The sequence below is a fragment of the Cellulomonas sp. NEAU-ZC6 genome, assembly GCF_056844425.1.
Window position 1 is genome coordinate 556,918 of the sequence record NZ_JBXFYH010000001.1, and the last position, 21,159, is coordinate 578,076.

Sequence of the window (21,159 nt, forward strand, 5' to 3'; positions counted from 1 at the left end):
TCCTCCGGGGATCGTGCTGGGTGTAGGTGGTGCTGGGACGCGAACGGGGCGGGGGCTCACGCCCCCGCCCCGTCAGTCAGGCGATCAGCAGTCGCCGGCCTCGAGGCCGCCCTGCGCGGAGTACTGCCAGTCCTTGGTCTGGCCGTCCGGGTTCGTCAGCGCGACGCACCAGTTGGTCGCGATCGGCGGCGTGGTGCCGGTACCGATGTTCTTGACGTTGGTCTTCAGTGCCGTGCCGGACGAGAGCGCGATCGTGGCGGTGTAGGTGCTCGCGGCACCCGTCTCCGTGATGGTGAGGTCGCCGCCGGAGACCGACGCCGTGAGGGTGCCGGTGCCGTCCACGTAGTACGTGGCGATCTCCTTGCCGACGGTCGACACGTCGGCCTTCGTCGAGGTGTCGCGGGCCTTGGCGCGCTGGTTGAGGAACACCGGGATGGCCACGGCGGCCAGGATGCCGATGATGATCATGACGACGAGGAGCTCGACGAGGGTGAAACCCTTGTCCTTCTCGTCCATGGACTTACGAATGCGAGCGAGCACGTCAGGCTCCCCTTCAGCGGTACGGACCGGGAATTGTTCAGCTTCATTTCCAGTGCGGCTCCCGAAGGACCCGCGGGTGTCACTGCACTGCTTTCATCGGTGAGCCCCCCGCACTACTTGAGGACCCCGGCGTGATTCACCCGCCCGCCGTAGGACAAAACGGACCGGCCACCCGTACGAGTGGCCGGTCCGCCGGACGTCACTGGATGACGTTGTAGATGCTGAAGATCGGCATGTACAGCGCGACGATCATGCCGCCGACGATCGAGCCGATGCCGACGATCATGATCGGCTCGATGAGGGACGTGAGCTGCTCCGTGGTCGACTCGACCTCCTGGTCGTAGAAGTCGGCCACCTTGTCCAGCATGGTGTCGAGCGCCCCCGTGTCCTCGCCGACCGCCATCATCTGCACAACCATGGGCGGGAACACCTTGTGCTGCGCCAGCGGGCCGGTCAGCGACTGACCGGTGCGGACGGAGTCACGGACGTCCTTGACCGCGTGGGTGATGACGACGTTGCCGCTCGTGTCCCCCACGATGTCGAGCGCCTGCAGCAGCGGGACGCCGGCACGGATCATCGTGCCGAAGTTGCGGGTGAACCGCGAGATCGCGACCTTCTGGAACAATGCGCCGAACACCGGGATCTTCAGCTTGATCGGGTCCGTCCGCTCGCGCACGGCCTGGTCGTTCTTGTGCTTGCCCCACCAGAAGGCGAACACCGCCACGGCGATGGCCAGCGGAATGGCGGACCACTTCATCACGTTCGAGAGCCAGACGAGGACCTTGGTCGCCATCGGGAGCTCGGCGCCCATGTCGGTGAACATCGCCGTGAACACGGGGACGATGAAGATGAGCATCCCGACCACGGCGAGGATCGCGATGATGAACACGACGACCGGGTAGGTCATCGCCGAGGTGATCTTGGCCTTCAGCGCGACCTCGGCCTCGAAGTTGTTGGCGACCGACACCAGCACCTCCTCGAGGAAGCCGCCGACCTCGCCCGCCTTGACCATGTTGAGCATCAGCGGCGGGAAGACGTCGGCGTGCTTCTCCATCGCGGCCGAGAGCGACAGGCCGGTCTCGACGTCGCCCCGGACCTGCCCGAGGATCTTGGCCAGGGCCTTGTTCTCGGTCTGGTCGGCGAGGATCGACAGCGCCCGCAGCAGGCTCAGGCCGGCGGACACCATGGTGGCGAGCTGCCGCGCCATGATGGCCAGGTCCTTCGTCTTGACCCCGGACCCGCCGCCGAGCTTGATCTCCATGTTGAGACCGCTGGTCGACACCTCGTTGATCGCGACCGGCGCGATGCCCATGGTCTTGAGCCGGCCGGCGACGGCGCCCTGGTGCGGCGCCTCGATCCGGCCCTTGAGGATCTTCCCGCCGGTGTCGAGCGCCTGGTACTCGAAGGTGCGCAGCTCTGTCGCGGCCATGTCAGCGCGGTCCCGTCTGGCCGTAGCCCTGCGTGGTCGGCGTGCCGCCCTGCAGGGACGCGGCGCCCTGGTTGATGGAGGTGGTCCGGCCGGTCAGCCGGTTGTAGTCCTCGGAGTTGTGGCACTTCTCGAGCCCGACCTCGTACGTGATCTTGTGCGCGCGCACGAGGTCGGCGAGGTGCTGGTCGAGCGTGTGCATGCCCTGCTGGGCGCCCGCCTGCATCGCGGAGTAGATCTGGTGCGTCTTGCCCTCGCGGATCAGGTTCCGGATGGCCGGGGTGGCGACCATGACCTCGGTGGCGACGATGCGCCCGGTGCCGTGCGACCGCTTGCAGAGCGTCTGGCACACGACCCCCTGGAGGGCCGAGGCGAGCTGGGTACGCACCTGCTGCTGCTGGTACGACGGGAACACGTCGATGATGCGGTCGATCGTCTGCGCTGCGTCCTGGGTGTGCAGGGTGGCGAAGACGAGGTGACCGGTCTCGGCGGCGGTCAGCGCGACGGACATGGTCTCGAGGTCGCGGAGCTCGCCGACCAGGATGATGTCGGGGTCCTGGCGCAGCACGTGCTTGAGGGCGGCGGCGAACGAGTGGGTGTCCGCGCCGACCTCGCGCTGGTTGATGATCGACTTCTTGTGCCGGTGCAGGAACTCGATGGGGTCCTCGACCGTCATGATGTGGTCGGACCGGGTCCGGTTCGCCAGGTCGACCATGGACGCGAGGGTCGTGGACTTGCCCGATCCGGTCGGTCCGGTGACCAGGACCAGCCCGCGGGGCAGGCCGGCGAACGAGCCCACGACGGGTGGCACGCCGAGCTCCTCGAGCGGCTTGATCTCGTAAGGGATCACGCGGAACGCGGCACCCACCGACTCGCGCTGCTGGTAGAGGTTCACCCGGAACCGGGCGTGCCCGCGCAGGGCGTACGCGAAGTCGAGCTCGAGCTCGGACTCGAACTGCTCCCGCTGCTTCTGGGTGAGGATCGCGAAGAGGGTGCGGCGCAGCGGCTCGCCGGACAGCACGGGGAAGCCCTCGAGCGGGACGAGCGCACCCGACGCGCGCACCATCGGCGGCGCACCGCTGGTCAGGTGCAGGTCCGAGGCACCGAGCTCGACCATGCGGGCGAGGACCTCGTCGAGGCGCAGGTCGTTCTCCTGAGCGGCCTGGCCCATGCCGGAGCGGGCGTTGGGCCCGGCGCCGGCCGGAGGACCGGCGACGGGCCCCGGAGCCGCAGCGGCGGCGGACCGCATGGAGGCGCGGGTCGGCGGTGCGCCGGCGGCAGCCGGCTGCGGCGCACGGGCCGGCTGACCGTAGCCGGACGGCGCCGGCGGCGCAGCGACCGGACCGCCGTAGCCGGTGGGCAGGCCCGCGGCGGGCGGCGGGACGGCTGCTGCCGGGGCCACCGCCGGCACCGGCGCGGCGGCGGCCGGGACGCCGGGGCCGGTGTAGGGCGGCAACCCGTACCCGGCCGGAGCGCCGTAGGCCTGGGGGGCACCGGCCGGCGGGGTTCCGGGGTGGGGGGACACCGGGTTCGGGACCACGGGCGGCAGGGCGCGCGTCCGGTCCTCCCCCGCGCCGGGATACGCCTCGGTCACCGTGCCACCTCCGTGTTCTGGCCCGGGCGGCTGCCCGGGGTGTGCTTCCCCACCATCGGCCGCAGCGGCCGGTTCCTTGAGGACACCGGGCCGCCGACGTGCCGCCTCGGGCTCACGCGACGACCCGCAGGATCTCCTCGATGGAGGTCTGGCCGAGGGCCACCTTCTGCCAGCCGTCGTCGCGGAGCGAGATCATGCCCTGCTGCCGGGCCGTGGTGGCGATGTCTGCGGCGGACGACCGGGCCACGGCGTGACGCTCGATCTCCTCCGTGACCCGCATGACCTCGTGCAGCGCGACGCGACCGCGGTACCCGGTGCGCGAGCAGGTGACGCAGCCGACGGGCCGGAACAGCTCGGGCAGCGGCTCGCCCGGCACCCACGGGAACCGGGCACCGATGAGCTCGGTCTCGGTGGGCGTGTACGGCTCGCAGCACTTGCTGCAGAGCTTGCGCGCGAGTCGCTGGGCGACCACCGCGTCGAGCGCCGACCCGACGAGGAACGGCTCGATGCCCATCTCGACGAGCCGGGTGATGGCCGAGGGCGCGTCGTTGGTGTGCAGCGTCGACAGCACGAGGTGGCCCGTGAGGGCGGCCTCGATGGCGATCTGCGCGGTCTCGTGGTCGCGGATCTCACCCAGCAGGACGACGTCCGGGTCGGACCGCAGGATGGACCGCAGCGCGCCGGCGAACGTCAGGCCGGCCTTCGGGTTGACCTGCACCTGGTTGATGCCCGCGAGGCGGTACTCGACCGGGTCCTCGACGGTGATGACGTTGATCTCCGGCTTGGAGACCGCGTTCAGCGTCGCGTAGAGCGTCGTCGACTTGCCGGAACCCGTGGGGCCGGTGACCAGGATCATCCCGTAGGGCTTCGTGTAGGAGTCGCGGTACGTCTCGTAGTTGTGCTCGAGGAACGCGAGGTCACGCAGGTCCAGGCTCGCGGTCGAGTTGTCGAGGATACGCATGACGATCTTCTCGCCCCAGACGGTGGGCAGCGTCGCCACGCGGAGGTCGATCTTGCGTCCGTTGTGCGTGACCGACATGCGACCGTCCTGCGGCTTGCGCCGCTCGGCGATGTCGATGTCCGACATGATCTTCACGCGGGAGATGACGCCGCCCTGGATCTGCTTGGGCGAGCGCTGCATCTCGTGCAGGACGCCGTCGATCCGGTACCGGACGCGCAGGTCGTGCTCGGACGGCTCGATGTGGATGTCGGACGCGCGGTCGGAGATCGCCTGCGTCACGAGCAGGTTGACGTAGCGGACGATCGGAGCGTCGTCCTCGACGACGTCGCCGACCTGGCTCAGGTCGACCTCGACCCTCGCCTCCTCCTGGAACGCCGAGGACAGGTCCTCCATCTCGCCGTCGGCGCGGCAGAACCGCTCGATCGCGCGGCTGAGGTTCTCGTACGTCGCGACGATCGGCAGCACCGTCATCCCCGACACGGTGCGGACGTCGTCGACCGCGACCACGTTGCCCGGGTCGGCGGTGGCGAGCACGAGCGCGCCGTCCTGGAACCCCACCGGCAGGACGGTGTACCGGCGGCAGAGCGCCGCGGGCACCATCGAGACGGCCGCCCGGTCCACCTGGTACTCGTCCAGGTCGACGAACGACATGCCGACCTGCCGCGCCAGCGCGGCGACCAGCTGCCCCTCCGTGAGGATCCCGATCTCGACCAGCGTCCGGCCGAGCGACTGCCCCCGTGCCATCTGCTCGTCCAGCGCCGCCATCAGCTGCGCCTCGCTGACCAGGCCCTCGTCCAGCAGGATCTCGCCGAGCTGCTTCACGCCCCGTGCCTCCGTTCCGGGGCAGGTCGGTGCAACCTGTCCCGAGGGGACCATCGGCAGGACCGCGGGGTGAGATGAGGTTCCCGGGTCCCCCGAGTGGCCGAACGGGTCGTGACAGGGGGTGAACTGGCCCGGTGACCGCGTCAGACGGGCGCGGCGGTCCCGTCGAGCGCGGCGCCCAGGGCGGCGTCCATCGCGGCGAGGGGGCCGGGACGTCCGGTCATGAGCCGGACCTGCTCCGCGGCCTGGTGCAGCAGCATCCGCTCCCCCGGCACGGCGACGCCGCCGCGAGTCTGCCAGGCGGACTGCAGCGCGGTGGGCCGCGGGTCGTACGCCACGTCGAGCAGCACGGCGCCCGGACGCGGCCCGGCGTCGGCGGACGCGGCGAGCGCGGCGGCGAGGTCGTCGCCGGCGCGCGGCGGCAGCGTGGAGACGACGAGGTCCGCGCGCGCCACCGCCGGCAGGGCCTCGGCGAGCGGGCGGAAGACCGGCTCGACGCCCATGCGGTGCGCGGCCCGCGCGAGAGCCCCCGTGCGGCCGAGGGACCGGACGTGCACGACGGGGGTGGTGCAGCCGAGCTGCGCCAGTGCGGCGAGCGTGGAGGCGGCGGTGGCCCCGGCGCCGAGCACGACCGCGCTGCGCGCGACCCCGGCCCCGGGCTCCCCCGCGGCGGCGAGTCCCTCGGACAGCGCCGCGACGAGTCCGTGCACGTCGGTGTTGGCCCCGGTGAGCACCGGGTGCCGACCACCGGGCTGCACGAGCAGCGTGTTGACCGCGCCGACCACCTCGGCGAGCGGCTCGACGTGGTCGAGCAACGGGATGACGGTCTGCTTGAGCGGCATGGTCAGGCTGAGCCCGGCCCAGGTGCCGTCGAGGGCCGCCACGAACGCCGGCAGCTGCTCCTCGGTGACGTCGACGGCCTCGTAGGACCACCCGGTCAGGCCGAGCTCGCGGTACGCGGCGCGGTGCAGCACCGGCGAGAGCGAGTGGGCGACCGGGTGGCCGAGCACGGCCGCCCGGCGCCCCGCCGCCACTACTGGTTCGCCGCCTGCCACGCGCGCAGCTCGTCGACGTTCTCCTGGTGCTCCGGGAACGTCTCGGCGAACTTCGTCTCGCCGGTGTCCAGGTTGACCGTGACCCAGTACAGCCAGGGCCCGTCCGCCGGGTTCAGCACCGCGTCGATCGACACCTCGCCGGGCGACGCGATCGGCGTCGGCGGCAGGCCGGGGATCTTGTACGAGTTGTACGGGTTGTACGGCGGCTGCGCGTTGCCGGTGTCCGCGTTGGTGAGCTCGGTGCCGGGGATGCCGAGGCCGTACGCGTTGATCGCGTCGATCTGCAGGTTCATCGGCATGGCCAGCCGGTTCTCGATGGCGCGGGCGATCTTGGCCCGGTCCTCGTCCAGCTTGCCCTCGCGCTCGACGATGGACGCCTTGTTGAGCACCGTCTCCCACTGGTCCTGCGGGACGCCCTTCTCGGTGAGCAGCGCGGTGGTCCGCCCCACCATCTGCGCGAGCACGCTCGTCGCCGTGGCACCGGGCTCGACCTCGTAGGTCGCGGGGAACAGCCAGCCCTCGACGTTGCCGCCCGCCACCGCGGGCAGGCCGATGCCGGCGGCGTCGCCGGCGGCGGCCTCGAAGTCCTCGACGGGGATCGTCGTGACCTCGTAGAGGCGCTCGTAGATCTGCGACGCCGTGTAGCCCTCGGGGATGGTGACGCGCGACGAGGCGCGGTTCGCGGGGTCGAGCAGGGCGTTGACCGCGTCGCTCGCCCGCATCTCCTGCAGCAGGTTGTACGTGCCCGGCTGGATGCCGGTGGCCGCGGGGTTGGCGGCGTACGCGCTCGTGAACGCGCCGGCGGTGGCGACCACGTTGGCCTCGGCCAGGGTCGCGCCGATGGCTCCGCCGGTGTCGCCGGCCGCGACGGTCACCTGGACCTCGCCGCTGCCCGGGCCCGGGTAGTCCTCCACGCCGGCCTCGGTGCCGCCGTCGCCGGAGAACAGGCCGCCGACGACGCTCCACATGACGAACACGGCGCCGCCGACCAGGGCGAGCGCGAGCAGCAGCACGACGAACGTGCGGCGGCGCTTGTGCTTGCGGCGCCGGGCCTTCTGCTCGTGCGTGTCCCGGCGCGAGCGTCGCGAGGGCGGGGGCGCCTCGTGGTGCTCCTGCTGCGGAGCCCCGAGGAAGAGGTCGCTCACTCGGTCGTCCCTTCCGTGTGTCCTGCCTGCTCAGCGTCCTGCGGACCCCCCGGGCGCCCGGCGGGAGCGTCGTCCGGGCGGGTCGCCGTGACCCGCTCGCCGGGCCGGCGGCCCGAGGAACGCTCCGCGTCGAGCGCGGTCTGCAGGATCACCACGGCGGCTGCCTGGTCGACGACCGCGCGGTGACGACGTCCGGACCGGCCGGACGCGTGCAGCGCCTGATGGGCGGACACCGTGCTCATCCGCTCGTCGACCAGACGCACCGGGACCGGTGCGACAGCCTGCGCCAGCGTCCCAGCGTACGCGCGTGCGGACTCGGCCGCAGCGCCTTCGGTCCCGGAGAGGTGCTTCGGCAGGCCCACGTAGACCGCCGCGGCGCTCCGTCCGGCGACCTCGGCGACGATCTGCGCGACGTCCTGGGGCAGCTGACCAGCGGCGGCGGGCCGGGTGTCGCGGGCGAGCGTCGCCACCGGGGTGGCGACCAGGCCGTCCGGGTCGCTGGCCGCGAGGCCGACCCGGACGGACCCCACGTCGACCGCGAGCCGGGACCCGCGCACCACGGCGTCGGGGTCCGGGGCGCCCGCGTCGGACGGCCCCGGACCCGTGCCGGGGATCAGGCGCCCGCCCCGATCGCGTCGCGGATGCCGGCGAGGGCCTCCGGCAGGCGGGTCGCGTCGGCGCCGCCGCCCTGCGCGAGGTCGTCCTTGCCGCCGCCACCGCCGCCGAGCACGCCGGACGCGGTCTTGACCAGCGCACCGGCGCGGACGCCGGCGGCACGGGCCGCGGCGTTGGTCGCGACCACCACGACCGGCCGGCCCTTGGCGACGCCGCCGATCGCGACCACGGCGGGCGCGGACTCGCCGAGCCGGCCGCGGACGTCCAGCACGAGGGTGCGCAGGTCGTCCGCCGCGACCTCGCCGGCGTCGTGCGTGACGACGCGCGTGCCGGCGACGTCGACCGCCCCGGCCGCGAGCGAGCCCGCCGCAGCGAGCACCTGCGCGGCGCGCACGGCCGCGAGCTCCTTCTCGGAGTCCTTGAGCCGGGCCATCAGGGACGCGACCCGGTCGGACAGCTCGTCCGGGCGCGCGCCGAGCAGACCGGACAGCTGGCCCACCAGCGCGTGCTCCTTGGCGTGGAACCCGTAGGCGCCGTCGCCGACCAGGGCGTCCACGCGCCGGACGCCGGATCCGATCGAGGACTCGCCGAGCAGCGTGACGAGGCCGAGCTCGCCGGAGCGGCGCACGTGCGTGCCGCCGCAGAGCTCGCGCGACCAGTCGCCGCCGATGGACACGACGCGGACCTGGTCGCCGTACTTCTCGCCGAACAGCGCCATCGCGCCGAGCGCGCGGGCCTCGGCGATCGGCATGGTCGCGTCCGTGACGTCGAGGTTCTCCTGGAGCCGGGTGTTGACCCGCTCCTCGACCTCGGACAGCACGCCCGCGGGCACGGCCTGGCCGGACCGGAAGTCGAACCGGACGCGGCTGGGCGCGTTCTCGGAGCCCGCCTGCGTGGCGGTGTCGCCCAACGCCTCCTGGACGGCCTTGTGGACCATGTGCGTCGCGGTGTGCGCGCGGCTGATCGCGAGGCGGCGGGTGGTGTCGATGGTCGCGACGCCCGGCTCGTCCAGGGTCACGGTGCCGTCGACCAGCCGGCCGCGGTGCACGGGCAGGCCCTTGACGGGCGCCTGCACGTCGTCCACCTCGATGGTCGCGCCGCCGTCCAGCACGATCGTGCCGTGGTCGGCCAGCTGGCCACCCATCTCGGCGTAGAACGGCGTGACGTCCAGGACGACCTCGACGTCCGCGGGCGCGGTCGCGGCGGGCGCGGGCACGCCGTCGACCAGCAGGCCGACCACGCGCGAGCGGGCGGTGGCCTGCTCGTAGCCCACGAACTCGACGGGCTTGGCACCCGAGCCGCTGAGCGTCGCGTGCAGGTCCTGGTACGCGGCGGTGTCCGTGCGACCGGCCCGCTTGGCCAGCGCGTCGGCGCGGGCGCGGTCGCGCTGCGCCTGCATGAGCGTGCGGAACGCCTTCTCGTCGACCGAGACGCCCTGCTCGGCGGCCATCTCGAGCGTGAGGTCGATCGGGAAGCCGTACGTGTCGTGCAGCTGGAACGCCTTGTCGCCGGTCAGCAGCGGCTTCGGGCCGGTGGTGGTCTGCTTGGCCTCGTTGACCGCCAGGTCGAGGATCGACGTGCCCGCGACGAGGGTGCGCAGGAACGACTCCTCCTCGGCGTACGCCACCTTGGCGATCCGGTCGAAGTCGCGCGCGAGCTCGGGGTAGGACGGGGACATCGCGTCGCGGGACACCGGCAGCAGCGTCGGCAGCGCGGGCGTCTCGACGCCCAGCAGGCGCATCGCGCGCACGGCGCGGCGCAGCAGCCGGCGCAGCACGTAGCCGCGGCCCTCGTTGGACGGGACGACGCCGTCGCCCATCAGCATCAGGCCGGAGCGGACGTGGTCGGCGACGACGCGCATCCGGACGTCGTCCTCGTGGTCCGCGCCGTACCGGCGGCCGGACAGCTCCTGCGCGGCCTCGATGACCGGGAAGACCTCGTCGATCTCGTACATGTTGTCGACGCCCTGCAGCAGGAACGCGACGCGCTCCAGGCCCATGCCGGTGTCGATGTTCTTCTGGTTGAGCTCGCCGAGGATCGGGAAGTCCTCCTTGCCGCCCCCGTCGCCGCGCTCGTACTGCATGAAGACGAGGTTCCAGATCTCGATGTACCGGTCCTCGTCCACGACGGGGCCGCCCTCGGCGCCGTACTCGGGGCCGCGGTCGACGTAGATCTCCGAGCAGGGGCCCGCGGGGCCGCGCGCACCGGTGGACCAGTAGTTGTCCTTCATGCCACGGCGCTGGATGCGCTCGTCCGGCAGGCCGGCGATCTTCTTCCAGAGGTCCGCGGCCTCGTCGTCGGTCTCGTAGACCGTGACCCAGATCTTCTCCTTCGGGAAGCCGTAGCCGCCCTGGTCCTGCGGAGTGGTGATCAGCTCCCACGCGTGGGTGATCGCCCCCTCCTTGAAGTAGTCGCCGAAGGAGAAGTTGCCGTTCATCTGGAAGAACGTGCCGTGCCGCGTGGTCTTGCCGACCTCCTCGATGTCGAGGGTGCGCACGCACTTCTGCACGCTGGTGGCGCGGGGCCACGGCGCGGTCTGCTCGCCGAGCATGTACGGGATGAACGGGACCATGCCCGCGATCACGAACAGCGTGGACGGGTCGGGCGAGATCAGCGGGGCCGAGGGCACCACGGCGTGACCGCGGGCCTCGAAGAAGTCGAGCCAACGCTGGCGGATCTCGGCGGTGCGCATGGTGTCCTCGTCATCTCGCGGGCGGGGGTTCCCCCCGCCGTCCTCGTGCTCAGCGTCGCGCCGGGCGGGGGTGTTCCCGCTCGCGCGACCGGGGTGCAGCCTAGGCGGCCGCTCGTGGTCTGGTTCAGAAGGCGTACGGCAGGTCGCCGTCGCCGTCGCCCGGGTCCTCGGTCGGCTCGTCGGCCCAGCCGCGGCGCGACCGCGCCTGGCGGGCCTCCGTCCGCGCCGCGGGGTCGCGGTGCCAGGCGGGCGGGACGGTGCCGGACCCGTCGGCCTCGTCCGCCGTGCCCGCGGCGTGGGCAGCGGCCCGGTGGGCGGCGCGCTCGGTGCGGATCGCGTCCACGTCCACGTCGCCGACCAGGTCGTGCCGCAGCTGCGCCTCGCGCTCGGCCATGCCGGTCACGAACTCGCGGCGCGCGTCCGACAGATTCCGGACGGCGCCGGCGGTGGTCGCACCGGCCCGGAACGCCGTGCGCGCGGCACGGGCGGCCGTCGACGCGGCGCCGGCTGCGCCCGCGCTGTGCGCGCCGTGCGGGCCGTCGGCCGCGCCGGTCACCGTGTCCAGCAGCCCGAGCCGCTTGGCGCCGGCGACCGCGGCCGCGGCGCCCACGCCGACCCAGAGCAGACGGCTCATCGCCCGGACCGCCCGCGGCCGCCCAGCCCGGCGAGCGCGCGGCGCACCCCGTAGGAGAACGCGGCGACCTTGATCATCGGGCCGCCGACGGTCGCCGCGAACAGCGACGTCAGGGCCGAGGCGTTCTGCGTGATCTGCGCGGCCGACGTCGTGATGGCGTCGACCCGCTCGAGCTGCGTGTTGGTGGACGACACGGTCGTCGCGGCCTCGTCGAGGATCGGCACGGTGTGCTCGGTGATCTCGCGCACCGAGGTGCGGGTCTCGTCGAGCACCCGGCCCAGCTTCACCAGCGGCACGGCGAGCGCACCCACCAGCAGCACGAAGGCGATGGCCGCGATGAGCCCCGCGATGTCTCCCAGCATGGCCAGCCCTTCGGTCGTCGACGCCGGAGGCGGCGTCGGGTGAACCCTACCGGCGCATCGCGCCGCAGGTGGTGCCCCACAACGCCGCGACGCCCCGGCTCCGGCCCGTGAGGGCGGTGCGGGGGCGTCGCGGAGGTGCAGCAGGTGCGATCAGCGGGCGTAGTACTCGACGACCAGCTGGACCTCGCACGTGATGGGGACCTCGGCGCGCTTCGGGCGGCGCACCAGGACGGCGCTCAGCTTCTCGAGCTGGACGTCCAGGTAGCCCGGCAGGGCCGGCAGCACGTCGCGGTGGGCGCCGGCGGCGGCGACCTGGAACGGCACGGTCGTCTGCGACTTCGGCTTGATCTGGAGGGTCTGGCCCTCCTTCACGCGGAAGGACGGACGGTCCACGATCTTGCCGTCGACCAGCACGTGACGGTGCACGACCGTCTGGCGGGCCTGCAGGATCGTGCGGGCGAAGCCGGCGCGGAGCACCAGCGCGTCCAGACGCGTCTCCAGGTCCTCGACCATGGCCTCACCGGTCAGGCCCGGGGCCTTGCGGGCGTCCTCGTACGCACGGGCCATCTGCTTCTCGCGGAGGGCGTACTGCGCGCGCAGGCGCTGCTTCTCGCGCAGACGCACGGCGTAGTCCGACTCGGTCCGGCGACGGGCGCGGCCGTGCTCACCGGGCGGGTAGGGGCGCTTCTCGAAGTGCTTGACGGCCTTGGGCGTCAGCGCGAGGCCGAGGGCGCGGGAGAGGCGCACCTGGCGACGCGCACGGGTCACGTTGCTCATGGATCTTCCTGTCGTTCGTACGGCACACCCGGCCGCGGTGACTCCGCGGGTGGGCGTGGGGCCGACCATTGCGTCCGGCGGACGCGGGCTAGGACCCCAGGCGGCCGTCCGGCTGACCCGCGGGCCCCGACGAGCGGGACCCGGGTGCGGACGACCGTGCAACTCTACCGGGTCGTCGGCCGTGGGCCTAACCGCGGCCTGCTCGGCGCGCGCCGAGCAGCACGCGCGCTCAGCGGGCCTCGGGCGGCGGGGCCTGGTCGAGCACGGACCGGATCCGGCCCAGCCGCTCGCCGACCTGGCGCTCGTAGCCGTTGTCGGTGGGCGTGTAGTAGCGGCTGCCGACCAGGTCGTCCGGCAGGTACTGCTGCGCGGCGATGCCGTGCGGGTGGTCGTGCGCGTACAGGTAGCCCTTGCCGTGGCCGAGGGCCTTGGCGCCGGCGTAGTGCGCGTCGCGCAGGTGGCTGGGAACAGAGCCCATCCGGCCGGCCTGCACGTCGGCCAGGGCGGCGTTGATCCCGTTGTAGGCCGCGTTCGACTTGGGGGCGGTGGCCAGGTGCACGACGGCCTCGGCCAGGATGATCCGCGCCTCCGGCATGCCGATCAGCGCTACGGCCTGCGCGGCGGCGACCGCGGTCTGCAGCGCGCTCGGGTCCGCCATGCCGACGTCCTCGGCGGCCGAGATGACGATCCGGCGGGCGATGAACCGCGGGTCCTCCCCCGCGGCGATCATCCGGGCCAGGTAGTGCAGGGACGCGTCGACGTCGGAGCCGCGCACCGACTTGATGAACGCGCTGATCACGTCGTAGTGCTGGTCGCCGTCCCGGTCGTACCGCACGGCGGCGACGTCGATCGCGCGCTCGGTGGTGGCCAGGTCGACCACGGCGGGCTCGTCGGCGGCGTCCCCGAGGTCGGCGTCCGGGTCGGCGAGCCGCGCCTCGCGGTCGGCCAGCGCGGCACCCGCGGCGGCCTCGAGGATGGTCAGCGCCTTGCGCGCGTCGCCGCCGGCCAGGCGCAGCAGGTGGTCCTCGGCGTCCTCGGTCAGCCGGACGGCGCCGCCCAGCCCGCGCTCGTCGTCGACCGCGCGCCGGACCAGGGCCCGCACGTCGTCGGTCTCCAGCGGGCGCAGGGTGAGCAGCAGCGACCGGGACAGCAGCGGGGAGTTCACCGAGAAGCTCGGGTTCTCCGTGGTGGCGGCGACCAGCGTCACCCAGCGGTTCTCCACGCTCGGGAGCAGGGCGTCCTGCTGCGCCTTGGTGAACCGGTGCACCTCGTCGATGAACAGCACGGTCTCCGAGCCGTCCGACGCCAGCCGGCGCCGGGCGTCCTCGACCACCTGGCGCACGTCCTTGACGCCGGCGGTGACGGCGGACAGCTCGACGAACCGGCGGCCCGACGTGGTGGCGACCAGGTAGGCCAGCGTCGTCTTGCCCGTGCCGGGCGGGCCCCAGAGCACGACCGACGACGGCGCCGCGCGCCGCGCGGTCGCGTCCCCCGGCTCCACCAGGCGGCGCAGCGGGGAGCCCGGCACGAGCAGGTGCTCCTGCCCGGCGACCTCCGCGAGGCTGCTCGGCCGCATCCGCACGGCGAGGGGGGAGCCGGCCGACGTCGTCGGGGTCCCCTGCGCCGTCGAGGTGACCGAGTCGAACAGATCCATGCCCGCGAGCCTACGGGCGCCGTCCCACACGGCGCGCCACCGCCGGCGCGCACCCGGCGGGGAGCGGGTCCGTGGTGCGCGCGCCCCCTCGGGCCTGCGATGCTGACCCGCGTGTTCGAGAGCCTCGGCCGACTGGTCGCCCGCCACCCCCGCCTGACGGTCCTGGTCTGGGCCGTCGTCGCCGTGGCCTGCTTCCTGCTCGCCCTGGTGGGCGTCGGCGGGCAGAACCTGTTCGACCGGCTCAGCACCGGCGAGCCGGTCGTGCCGGGCTCGGACAGCGCCCGTGCCGCCGAGCTGCTGACGTCGAGCGACGAGTCCGGGGCATCGCTCAGCCTGCTGGTGCAGGACGTGGACCCGGCGACCGAGGGGCTCGCGGAGGCGCTGGCGCCCGCGCGCGAGGAGGTCGCGGCGGTCGCCGGAGTGGTCGCGGTCATCGACCCGTTCGTGCTGCCCGAGGGCGTGGCGAACCCGGCCGCGGCGCCGCTGCTCGCGCAGGACGGGTCCGGGTTCCTCATGGTCGCCGAGCTGGACCCGGAGCTGTCCGGCGACGCGACGTCGGCCGCCCTGGACGACCTGGAGCAGGCGCTCGACGCGGTGGCGCCCGCGCTCACCGACGTGGCGCCCGACGCGACCGGGCTCGTGGGCGGCGGCTCGTTGATCGTCTCCGCGATCACCGACCAGGTCGAGGAGGACCTGACCACGGGCGAGGCCATCGCCCTGCCGGTGGCGCTGCTGATCATGGTCCTCGTGTTCGGCGGGTTCCTCGCCGCGGCGATGCCGATGGTCGGTGCGATCGCGTCCATCGCCGGTGGTCTGGGCACGCTGGTCGGGCTGTCGTACCTGATGGACGACCTGGAGTCGTCGGTCGTCAACGTCGTCACCGTGCTCGGCCTGGGCCTGTCCATCGACTACGGGCTGCTCGTCGTGTCGCGGTTCCGTGAGGAGCTCGGCCGGACGCTCGGTGACGACGAGGGCCGCTCGGCCCGCCGGCGGCGGGGCGACGGCGCGGTGGTGTCCGCCCTGCTGCGCACGATGGCGACCGCCGGCCGCACCGTCGCGTTCTCGGCGCTCACCGTCGCCATCTCCATCGCCGGCCTGCTGGTGTTCCGCCAGGACATCCTGCGCGCGTTCGGCGCGGGCTCGGTCGCCGTGATCGTGTTCGCGGTCGCGACCGCGCTGACGCTGGTGCCCGCGCTGCTGGTGCTGACGGGCCGCCGCCTGGCCGGGCCGAGCCGGCTGTCGCGGGTGCCCGGGCTGCGCGCCGTGCTGGCGCGCACCGCCGACGTGCAGACGGAGGAGGGCGTGTTCTCCCGCCTGGCGGCACGCGTGCAGCGGCGGCCGTGGTGGGTCATGGGCGGCACGCTGGCGGTGCTGCTGGTGCTCGCGAGCCCGCTGCTGCACCTGGAGCTGCGCAACTCCACGACCGAGCTGCTGCCCGCGTCCAGCCCGCAGCGCGAGTTCGTGGCGGAGCTCGCCGAGCAGTACCCCGCGTCGTCCTCCCCCGCGGTGTACCTGGTGGCGCAGACGAGCGTCGCCGAGGTGCAGGCCGCCGTCCCGGACCTCGAGGCGCTCGACGGCGTCGCGTCCGTGGACGCCCCCGCCGCCCGCGACTCGGTCGTGGTGGTGGGCGTGCGACCCGACGGCACCGACCCCGGCGGGGCCGAGGCCCAGGCCGTCGTGCACGCCCTGCGCGACCTCGACCTGCCGTTCGACGCCTACGTCGGCGGCCAGGCGGCGAACCAGATCGACTTCACCGACGCGCTGCTCGACCGGGCGCCGTGGGCGCTCGGCATCGTGGCCGTCGCGACGCTCGTCCTGCTGTTCCTGATGACCGGGTCGGTGGTGGTGCCGGTGAAGGCGCTGCTGACCAACGCGGTGTCGCTGTGCGCCTCGCTCGGCGTGCTGGTCTGGGTGTTCCAGGACGGCCACCTGTCGGGCGTCCTGGGCTTCGAGCCGACCGGCGGCATCGAGACCTACGTCGTGGCGCTGGTCATCGCCTTCGCGTTCGGGCTGGCGATGGACTACGAGGTGTTCCTGCTGTCCCGGATCAAGGAGCTGCACGACGCGGGGGTCCCCAACGACGAGGCGGTCCGGCTGGGCCTGCAGCGCTCGGGCCGGGTCATCACGTCGGCCGCGGCGATCATCATCGCGGTGTTCGCCGGGTTCGTCGCCGGCGAGCTGCTGGTGATCAAGGAGGTCGGCTTCTCGCTCGCGGTGGCGGTGCTGATCGACGCGACGCTGGTCCGGCTGCTGCTGGTGCCGGCGACGATGACGGTGCTGGGCTCGGCGAACTGGTGGGCGCCGGCCCCGCTGCGCCGGCTGCACGAGCGCCTCGCGATCACGCACTGACCCGCGGCCGCTCGCCCACCGGCGCGGGACAGCGGGGGGTCAGGGGCGGCGCAGCGTCGTGAGCCGGTGCCGGGTGCGCAGCCCCAGGCGGTGGTAGATCCGGCGGGCGCCGTCGTTGTCGTCCCACATCCCGAGGGATACCCAGTCCGACCCGTCCGCCAGCAGGGCGCGCACGGCGGCGGCGGTCAGGGCCGCGCCGAGGCCGCGCCCGCGCTCCCCCGGGCGCACGCCCAGCCCGTGCAGGTGCGCGGAGCCGGCGCCGCCGGGGCGCCCGGCGCGGGGGCTCGCGCCGATGACGCCGCCCAGCCGGTCGCCGGGCCCGCCGTCCGACGCCACGACGCCCCACCAGCGCTCGCCCGCGCCCTCCGGGTCGGCGTCGGTGCTGGGGTTGGCCTCGGCGAGGCACGCGCGGACCGCGTCCGCGTCGGCCCGGGGGTCGAGCTCGCGCACGTGCGCCTCGGCGGCGACGGCGGGCGGCGCGGTCGCGGTCGCCATCCACTCCCAGCCGGTGCGCGCGGGCACCAGCCCGAACCGCGCGACCTCGTCCGTGCGCAGCAGGTCGAGCGCGGCGGTCTCGACCCAGGCGAACCGGTGACCGGGCTCGTCGTGCGTGCGCAGCAGGCCGGCGACCGGTGCGGCCGGCCCGACCGCCATCAGCATGGTGGCGTCCGCCGAGGTGGAGCGCTGCACCAGCAGCATCGCGTCGCCGTCGGTGCGCACCCGCGCGGGCCGCCACCAGCGCCGCTCGTCGAGCAGGAACGGGTCGTCCGCCCACCGCGCGGGCAGCGCGGGGGCGGACGACGTCGTCCCGGCGGCCGCCTCGTCGGCGACCGGGGTCACTGCTGGGCGGGTGCCGCCGCGTCCGCGACGGGGGTCTCGGCCGTGGCGCCCTGGGGGGCGACCGCGGCCTTGCCGTCGCCGGCGGCCTTGGCCTTGGCGTCCACGCCGGCCTCGCGGCGCTGCTGCGCCGTGATCGGGGCCGGGGCACCGGTCAGCGGGTCGAAGCCGCCGCCGGACTTGGGGAACGCGATGACGTCGCGGATCGACTCCGAGCCGGTCAGCAGCGCGACGATGCGGTCCCAGCCGAACGCGATGCCGCCGTGCGGCGGGGCGCCGAACTGGAACGCGTCGAGCAGGAAGCCGAACTTCTCCTGCGCCTCGGCCTCGTCGATGCCCATGACCGCGAACACGCGCTCCTGGACGTCGCGGCGGTGGATACGGATCGACCCGCCGCCGATCTCGTTGCCGTTGCACACGATGTCGTAGGCGTAGGCCAGCGCCTCGCCCGGGTCCTCCTCGAAGCGGTCGATCCACTCCGGGGTCGGGGAGGTGAACGCGTGGTGCACGGCCGTCCAGGCGCCCTCGCCGACGGCGACGTCGTCGTCCTCGCCCGTCGGCTTGAACAGCGGCGCGTCGACGACCCACACGAAGGCCCACGCGGACTCGTCGATCAGACCGCCGCGGCGGCCGACCTCGAGGCGGGCGGCACCGAGCAGGGCACGGGCCTCGGCCGGCTTGCCCGCGGCGAAGAACACCGCGTCACCCGGCTGGGCACCGACGGCGGCCACCAGGCCCTCGCGCTCGGCCTCGGAGATGTTCTTGGCGACCGGGCCGCCGAGCGTGCCGTCCTCGGCCACGGTGACGTAGGCCAGGCCCTTGGCGCCGCGCTGCTTGGCCCACTCCTGCCAGGCGTCGAAGCCGCGGCGCGGGGTCGAGGCGCCGCCCGGCTGGACGACCGCACCGACGTAGGGCGCCTGGAACACGCGGAACGGCGTGTCGGCGAAGAACGACGTCAGCTCGACCAGCTCCAGGCCGAACCGCAGGTCGGGCTTGTCGGTGCCGAACCGGGCCATGGCGTCGGCGTAGGTCATCCGCGGGATCGGCGTCGTGATCTCGTAGCCGATCAGGTCCCACAGGGCGCGCAGGATCTGCTCGCCCAGCGCGATGACGTCCTCCTGGTCCACGAACGACATCTCGACGTCCAGCTGCGTGAACTCCGGCTGCCGGTCGGCACGGAAGTCCTCGTCGCGGTAGCAGCGGGCGATCTGGTAGTAGCGCTCCAGGCCGCCGACCATCAGCAGCTGCTTGAACAGCTGCGGCGACTGCGGCAGGGCGTACCAGGACCCCGGCGCGAGGCGGGCCGGCACGACGAAGTCGCGGGCGCCCTCCGGCGTCGAGCGGGTCAGGGTCGGGGTCTCGACCTCGACGAAGTCCTGGGCGTCGAGCACGCGGCGCGCGGCCTGGTTGGCCTTGGCCCGCAGGCGCATCGCCTTGGCGGGCTCGGGCCGGCGCAGGTCCAGGTAGCGGTGGCGCAGACGCGCCTCCTCGCCCACCGGCTCGTCCAGCGAGGACGACACCTGGAACGGCAGCGGCGCGGACTCGTTGAGCACGACGACCTGGTCCGCGACCAGCTCGACCTCGCCCGTGGCCAGGTGCGCGTTCTCGTTGCCCTCGGGCCGGCGACCGACCTGGCCGGTCACCTGCAGCACGTACTCGGCGCGCAGGCCGTGCGCGACGGCCTCGTCCCGGACGACGACCTGGGCGATGCCCGAGGCGTCCCGCAGGTCGACGAACGCCACCCCACCGTGATCGCGCCGGCGATCCACCCACCCGGTCAGGGTGACGGTGGTGCCGATGTGCTCGGCCCGCAGCGAGCCGGCGGTGTGGGTGCGCAGCACGGAGAGTCCTCTCAGGTGGTGGGGCGCTGCATCGCGCAGCCCGGCGAGTCTACTGCGGCCCCGCGCGCCGGCGGCGCCCGTCAGAACAGCGCGGGCTGCACGGCGCCGGACGCGACGCCCGGGACCAGGCTCTCCGGCAGGTCGCGGGACCACCCCGGCCGGAACCGCCACGGCGACGGCTGGGGGCGGCCGCCGGGGTCCACCGCGTCGGCCAGGGCGGGCGGCGCGTCGAGGCCGTGCCGGCGCCGCAGCGGCCGCACCCGCTCGGTGAGCCAGCGCCGGTACTCCTCCGGGACGTACGCCCCGTCGCCGTACAGCCGCCGGTACTTCGCGACCAGGGCCGGGTGCTGGTCGGCGAGCCACCGGAGCATCAGCGGCCGCACCGGCCCGCGCAGGTGCAGCGGGATCACCGTCACCCCGGTCGCGCCCGCGGCGGCGAGCTCGCGGAACAGGCCGTCCAGGTGCGCCGTGCCGTCGGTCAGCCACGGCAGGACAGGGGCGACCATCACGGTGCAGTCGAAGCCCGCGTCCCGGATCGCGCGGATCATGGCCAGCCGGGCGCGCGGCGTCGGGGTGCCGGGCTCGACGGCCTGCTGCAGCGCCTCGTCGCCGATGGCCAGGGACACGGCGATGCTGACCGGCACGTCCCGCGCCGCCTCGGTCAGCAGCGGCAGGTCGCGGCGCAGCAGCGTGCCCTTGGTGAGCACGGAGATCGGCGTCCCCGCGTGCGCCAGGGCGCCGATGATCCCCGGCATCAGCGCGTAGCGGCCCTCGGCCCGCTGGTACGGGTCGGTGTTGGTGCCCAGCGCGACGTGCTCGCGCCGCCAGGACGGCCGGCGCAGCTCCGCGGCGAGCACCTCGACGACGTTGGTCTTGACGACGATCTGGGTGTCGAAGTCCGCGCCGGCGTCCATCCCGAGGTACTCGTGGGTCGGTCGCGCGAAGCAGTACGTGCAGGCGTGCGAGCAGCCGCGCATCGGGTTCACGGTCCACCGGAACGGCATGGCCGACGCCTCGGGGACCTTGTTGAGCGCCGACTTCGCGTGCACCTCGTGGAACGTGACCCCCGCGAACTCGGGGGTGCGCACCGACCGCTGCAGGCCCGCCAGCGTCAGCCCGGGCAGCGCCGCGTCCGTCGCCTCGGTCAGCTTCTGCCCGTCCCACCGCATGGCTCGATTCGAACACGCGTTCGACCCGGTGGCAAGCGGCCTGGTCACGTTGCGCTCCGCTCGCAGGTGCTCAGCATGCTGGCGTCCGGGTTGCCGGTCCCGCCCGGACCGTCGACCGTGGAGGTATGACCACCGCGAACCCGGCGTCGTCCGCCCGTCCCGATCCCGCCCGCGCCCGCACCGGCCGCACCCGCCCGGTCACCCCCGAGGCCCGCGGCGTCCGGTCCTGGCTGGTCCTCGCCGGCCTGCTCCTGCTCAACGTGCTGGTGGCGGGCGGCGGCAGCATCGCCTCGTCGTCCGGGGTCGACGGCTGGTACGCCGACGCCGCGAAGCCGTCGTGGGTGCCGCCGAACTGGGTGTTCGCCCCGGTGTGGACCGTGCTGTACGTGATGATGGCGGTGGCCGCGTGGCTGATCTGGCGGCGGCACGGCTTCCGTGCCGCCCGCACCGCGCTGGTCCTGTACGGCGTGCAGCTGGCGCTGAACGCGGCGTGGACCCCGGTGTTCTTCGGCGCCGAGCAGCTCGGCTGGGGCCTCGTGGTCATCCTCCTGCTGGAGGTGGCGCTGGTCGCGACGATCGTCGCGTTCCACCACCTGACGCCCTGGGTCGCGTGGCTGCTCGGCCCCTACCTGGCGTGGGCGCTGTACGCCACCACCCTGAACGCGGGCGTCGCGGCCCTGGCCTGA

Annotated in this window: 17 protein-coding genes; 2 read left to right on the plus strand and 15 right to left on the minus strand. The window is 73.8% G+C overall.

Annotated features, from left to right (window positions below; all coding sequences use genetic code 11):
• Window positions 1-84: 84 nt before the first annotated feature.
• The 12 genes from AC1050_RS02660 to AC1050_RS02715 all read right to left on the minus strand — a co-directional run bounded on the left by AC1050_RS02660 (window position 85) and on the right by AC1050_RS02715 (window position 14,277).
• Window positions 85-516: a type IV pilin protein gene (locus AC1050_RS02660; RefSeq protein WP_482385832.1), complete on the minus strand. Its 432-nt coding sequence runs from the start codon at window positions 514-516 to the stop codon at window positions 85-87.
• A gap of 223 nt (window positions 517-739) precedes the next feature.
• Window positions 740-1,969: a type II secretion system F family protein gene (locus AC1050_RS02665; RefSeq protein ID WP_482385833.1), complete on the minus strand. Its 1,230-nt coding sequence runs from the start codon at window positions 1,967-1,969 to the stop codon at window positions 740-742.
• A gap of 1 nt (window position 1,970) precedes the next feature.
• Window positions 1,971-3,560, minus strand: a complete 1,590-nt coding sequence (locus AC1050_RS02670; protein WP_482385834.1) for a type IV pilus twitching motility protein PilT — start codon at window positions 3,558-3,560, stop codon at window positions 1,971-1,973.
• Between the two features lie 112 nt (window positions 3,561-3,672).
• Window positions 3,673-5,343, minus strand: a complete 1,671-nt coding sequence (locus AC1050_RS02675) for a GspE/PulE family protein (RefSeq protein WP_482385835.1) — start codon at window positions 5,341-5,343, stop codon at window positions 3,673-3,675.
• Window positions 5,344-5,486: 143 nt separating this feature from the next.
• A complete protein-coding gene (locus AC1050_RS02680) occupies window positions 5,487-6,398 on the minus strand; it encodes a shikimate dehydrogenase (RefSeq protein WP_482385836.1) in 912 nt (303 codons plus the stop codon).
• A complete protein-coding gene (mltG, locus tag AC1050_RS02685; RefSeq protein ID WP_482385837.1) occupies window positions 6,377-7,543 on the minus strand; it encodes an endolytic transglycosylase MltG in 1,167 nt (388 codons plus the stop codon). Before mltG ends, AC1050_RS02680 begins: the two co-directional genes overlap by 22 nt.
• Window positions 7,540-8,103 carry a Holliday junction resolvase RuvX gene (gene ruvX, locus AC1050_RS02690; protein ID WP_482385838.1) on the minus strand — a complete coding sequence of 188 codons (564 nt, stop codon included), beginning with the start codon at window positions 8,101-8,103 and terminating at the stop codon, window positions 7,540-7,542. Before ruvX ends, mltG begins: the two co-directional genes overlap by 4 nt.
• 53 nt (window positions 8,104-8,156) lie before the next feature.
• Window positions 8,157-10,850, minus strand: coding sequence for an alanine--tRNA ligase (gene alaS / locus AC1050_RS02695; protein WP_482385839.1), 2,694 nt, complete (start codon window positions 10,848-10,850; stop codon window positions 8,157-8,159).
• A 124-nt stretch (window positions 10,851-10,974) separates the two neighbouring features.
• Complete coding sequence (locus AC1050_RS02700) at window positions 10,975-11,484, minus strand: hypothetical protein (RefSeq protein ID WP_482385840.1); 510 nt, start codon at window positions 11,482-11,484, stop codon at window positions 10,975-10,977.
• Window positions 11,481-11,846 carry a DUF948 domain-containing protein gene (locus AC1050_RS02705; protein WP_482385841.1) on the minus strand — a complete coding sequence of 122 codons (366 nt, stop codon included), beginning with the start codon at window positions 11,844-11,846 and terminating at the stop codon, window positions 11,481-11,483. The genes AC1050_RS02700 and AC1050_RS02705 overlap by 4 nt, the downstream gene beginning before the upstream one ends.
• 150 nt (window positions 11,847-11,996) lie before the next feature.
• On the minus strand, window positions 11,997-12,623 hold the full coding sequence (gene rpsD, locus AC1050_RS02710) for a 30S ribosomal protein S4 (protein WP_482385842.1): 627 nt from the start codon (window positions 12,621-12,623) through the stop codon (window positions 11,997-11,999).
• 229 nt (window positions 12,624-12,852) lie between these two features.
• The gene (locus AC1050_RS02715; protein ID WP_482385843.1) at window positions 12,853-14,277 is read right to left on the minus strand and encodes a replication-associated recombination protein A; all 1,425 of its coding nucleotides are present in this window, start codon (window positions 14,275-14,277) and stop codon (window positions 12,853-12,855) included.
• Window positions 14,278-14,376: 99 nt separating this feature from the next.
• On the opposite strand from AC1050_RS02715, the gene AC1050_RS02720 reads away from it, so the two are divergent.
• Entirely contained in the window at window positions 14,377-16,626 is a 2,250-nt protein-coding gene (locus AC1050_RS02720) for an MMPL family transporter (RefSeq protein WP_482385844.1), read from the plus strand.
• Between the two features lie 39 nt (window positions 16,627-16,665).
• Here AC1050_RS02720 and AC1050_RS02725 read toward each other — a convergent pair whose 3' ends face one another.
• The 3 genes from AC1050_RS02725 to AC1050_RS02735 form a co-directional block, all read right to left on the minus strand.
• Complete coding sequence (locus AC1050_RS02725) at window positions 16,666-17,466, minus strand: GNAT family N-acetyltransferase (RefSeq protein ID WP_482385845.1); 801 nt, start codon at window positions 17,464-17,466, stop codon at window positions 16,666-16,668.
• Window positions 17,463-19,304: an aspartate--tRNA ligase gene (gene aspS / locus AC1050_RS02730; RefSeq protein WP_482385846.1), complete on the minus strand. Its 1,842-nt coding sequence runs from the start codon at window positions 19,302-19,304 to the stop codon at window positions 17,463-17,465. Before aspS ends, AC1050_RS02725 begins: the two co-directional genes overlap by 4 nt.
• Window positions 19,305-19,384: 80 nt before the next feature.
• Window positions 19,385-20,473: an Rv2578c family radical SAM protein gene (locus AC1050_RS02735; protein WP_482385847.1), complete on the minus strand. Its 1,089-nt coding sequence runs from the start codon at window positions 20,471-20,473 to the stop codon at window positions 19,385-19,387.
• Window positions 20,474-20,598: 125 nt separating this feature from the next.
• On the opposite strand from AC1050_RS02735, the gene AC1050_RS02740 reads away from it, so the two are divergent.
• Window positions 20,599-21,159 (plus strand): TspO/MBR family protein, encoded by a 561-nt coding sequence (locus tag AC1050_RS02740; RefSeq protein ID WP_482385848.1) that lies wholly within the window; start codon window positions 20,599-20,601, stop codon window positions 21,157-21,159.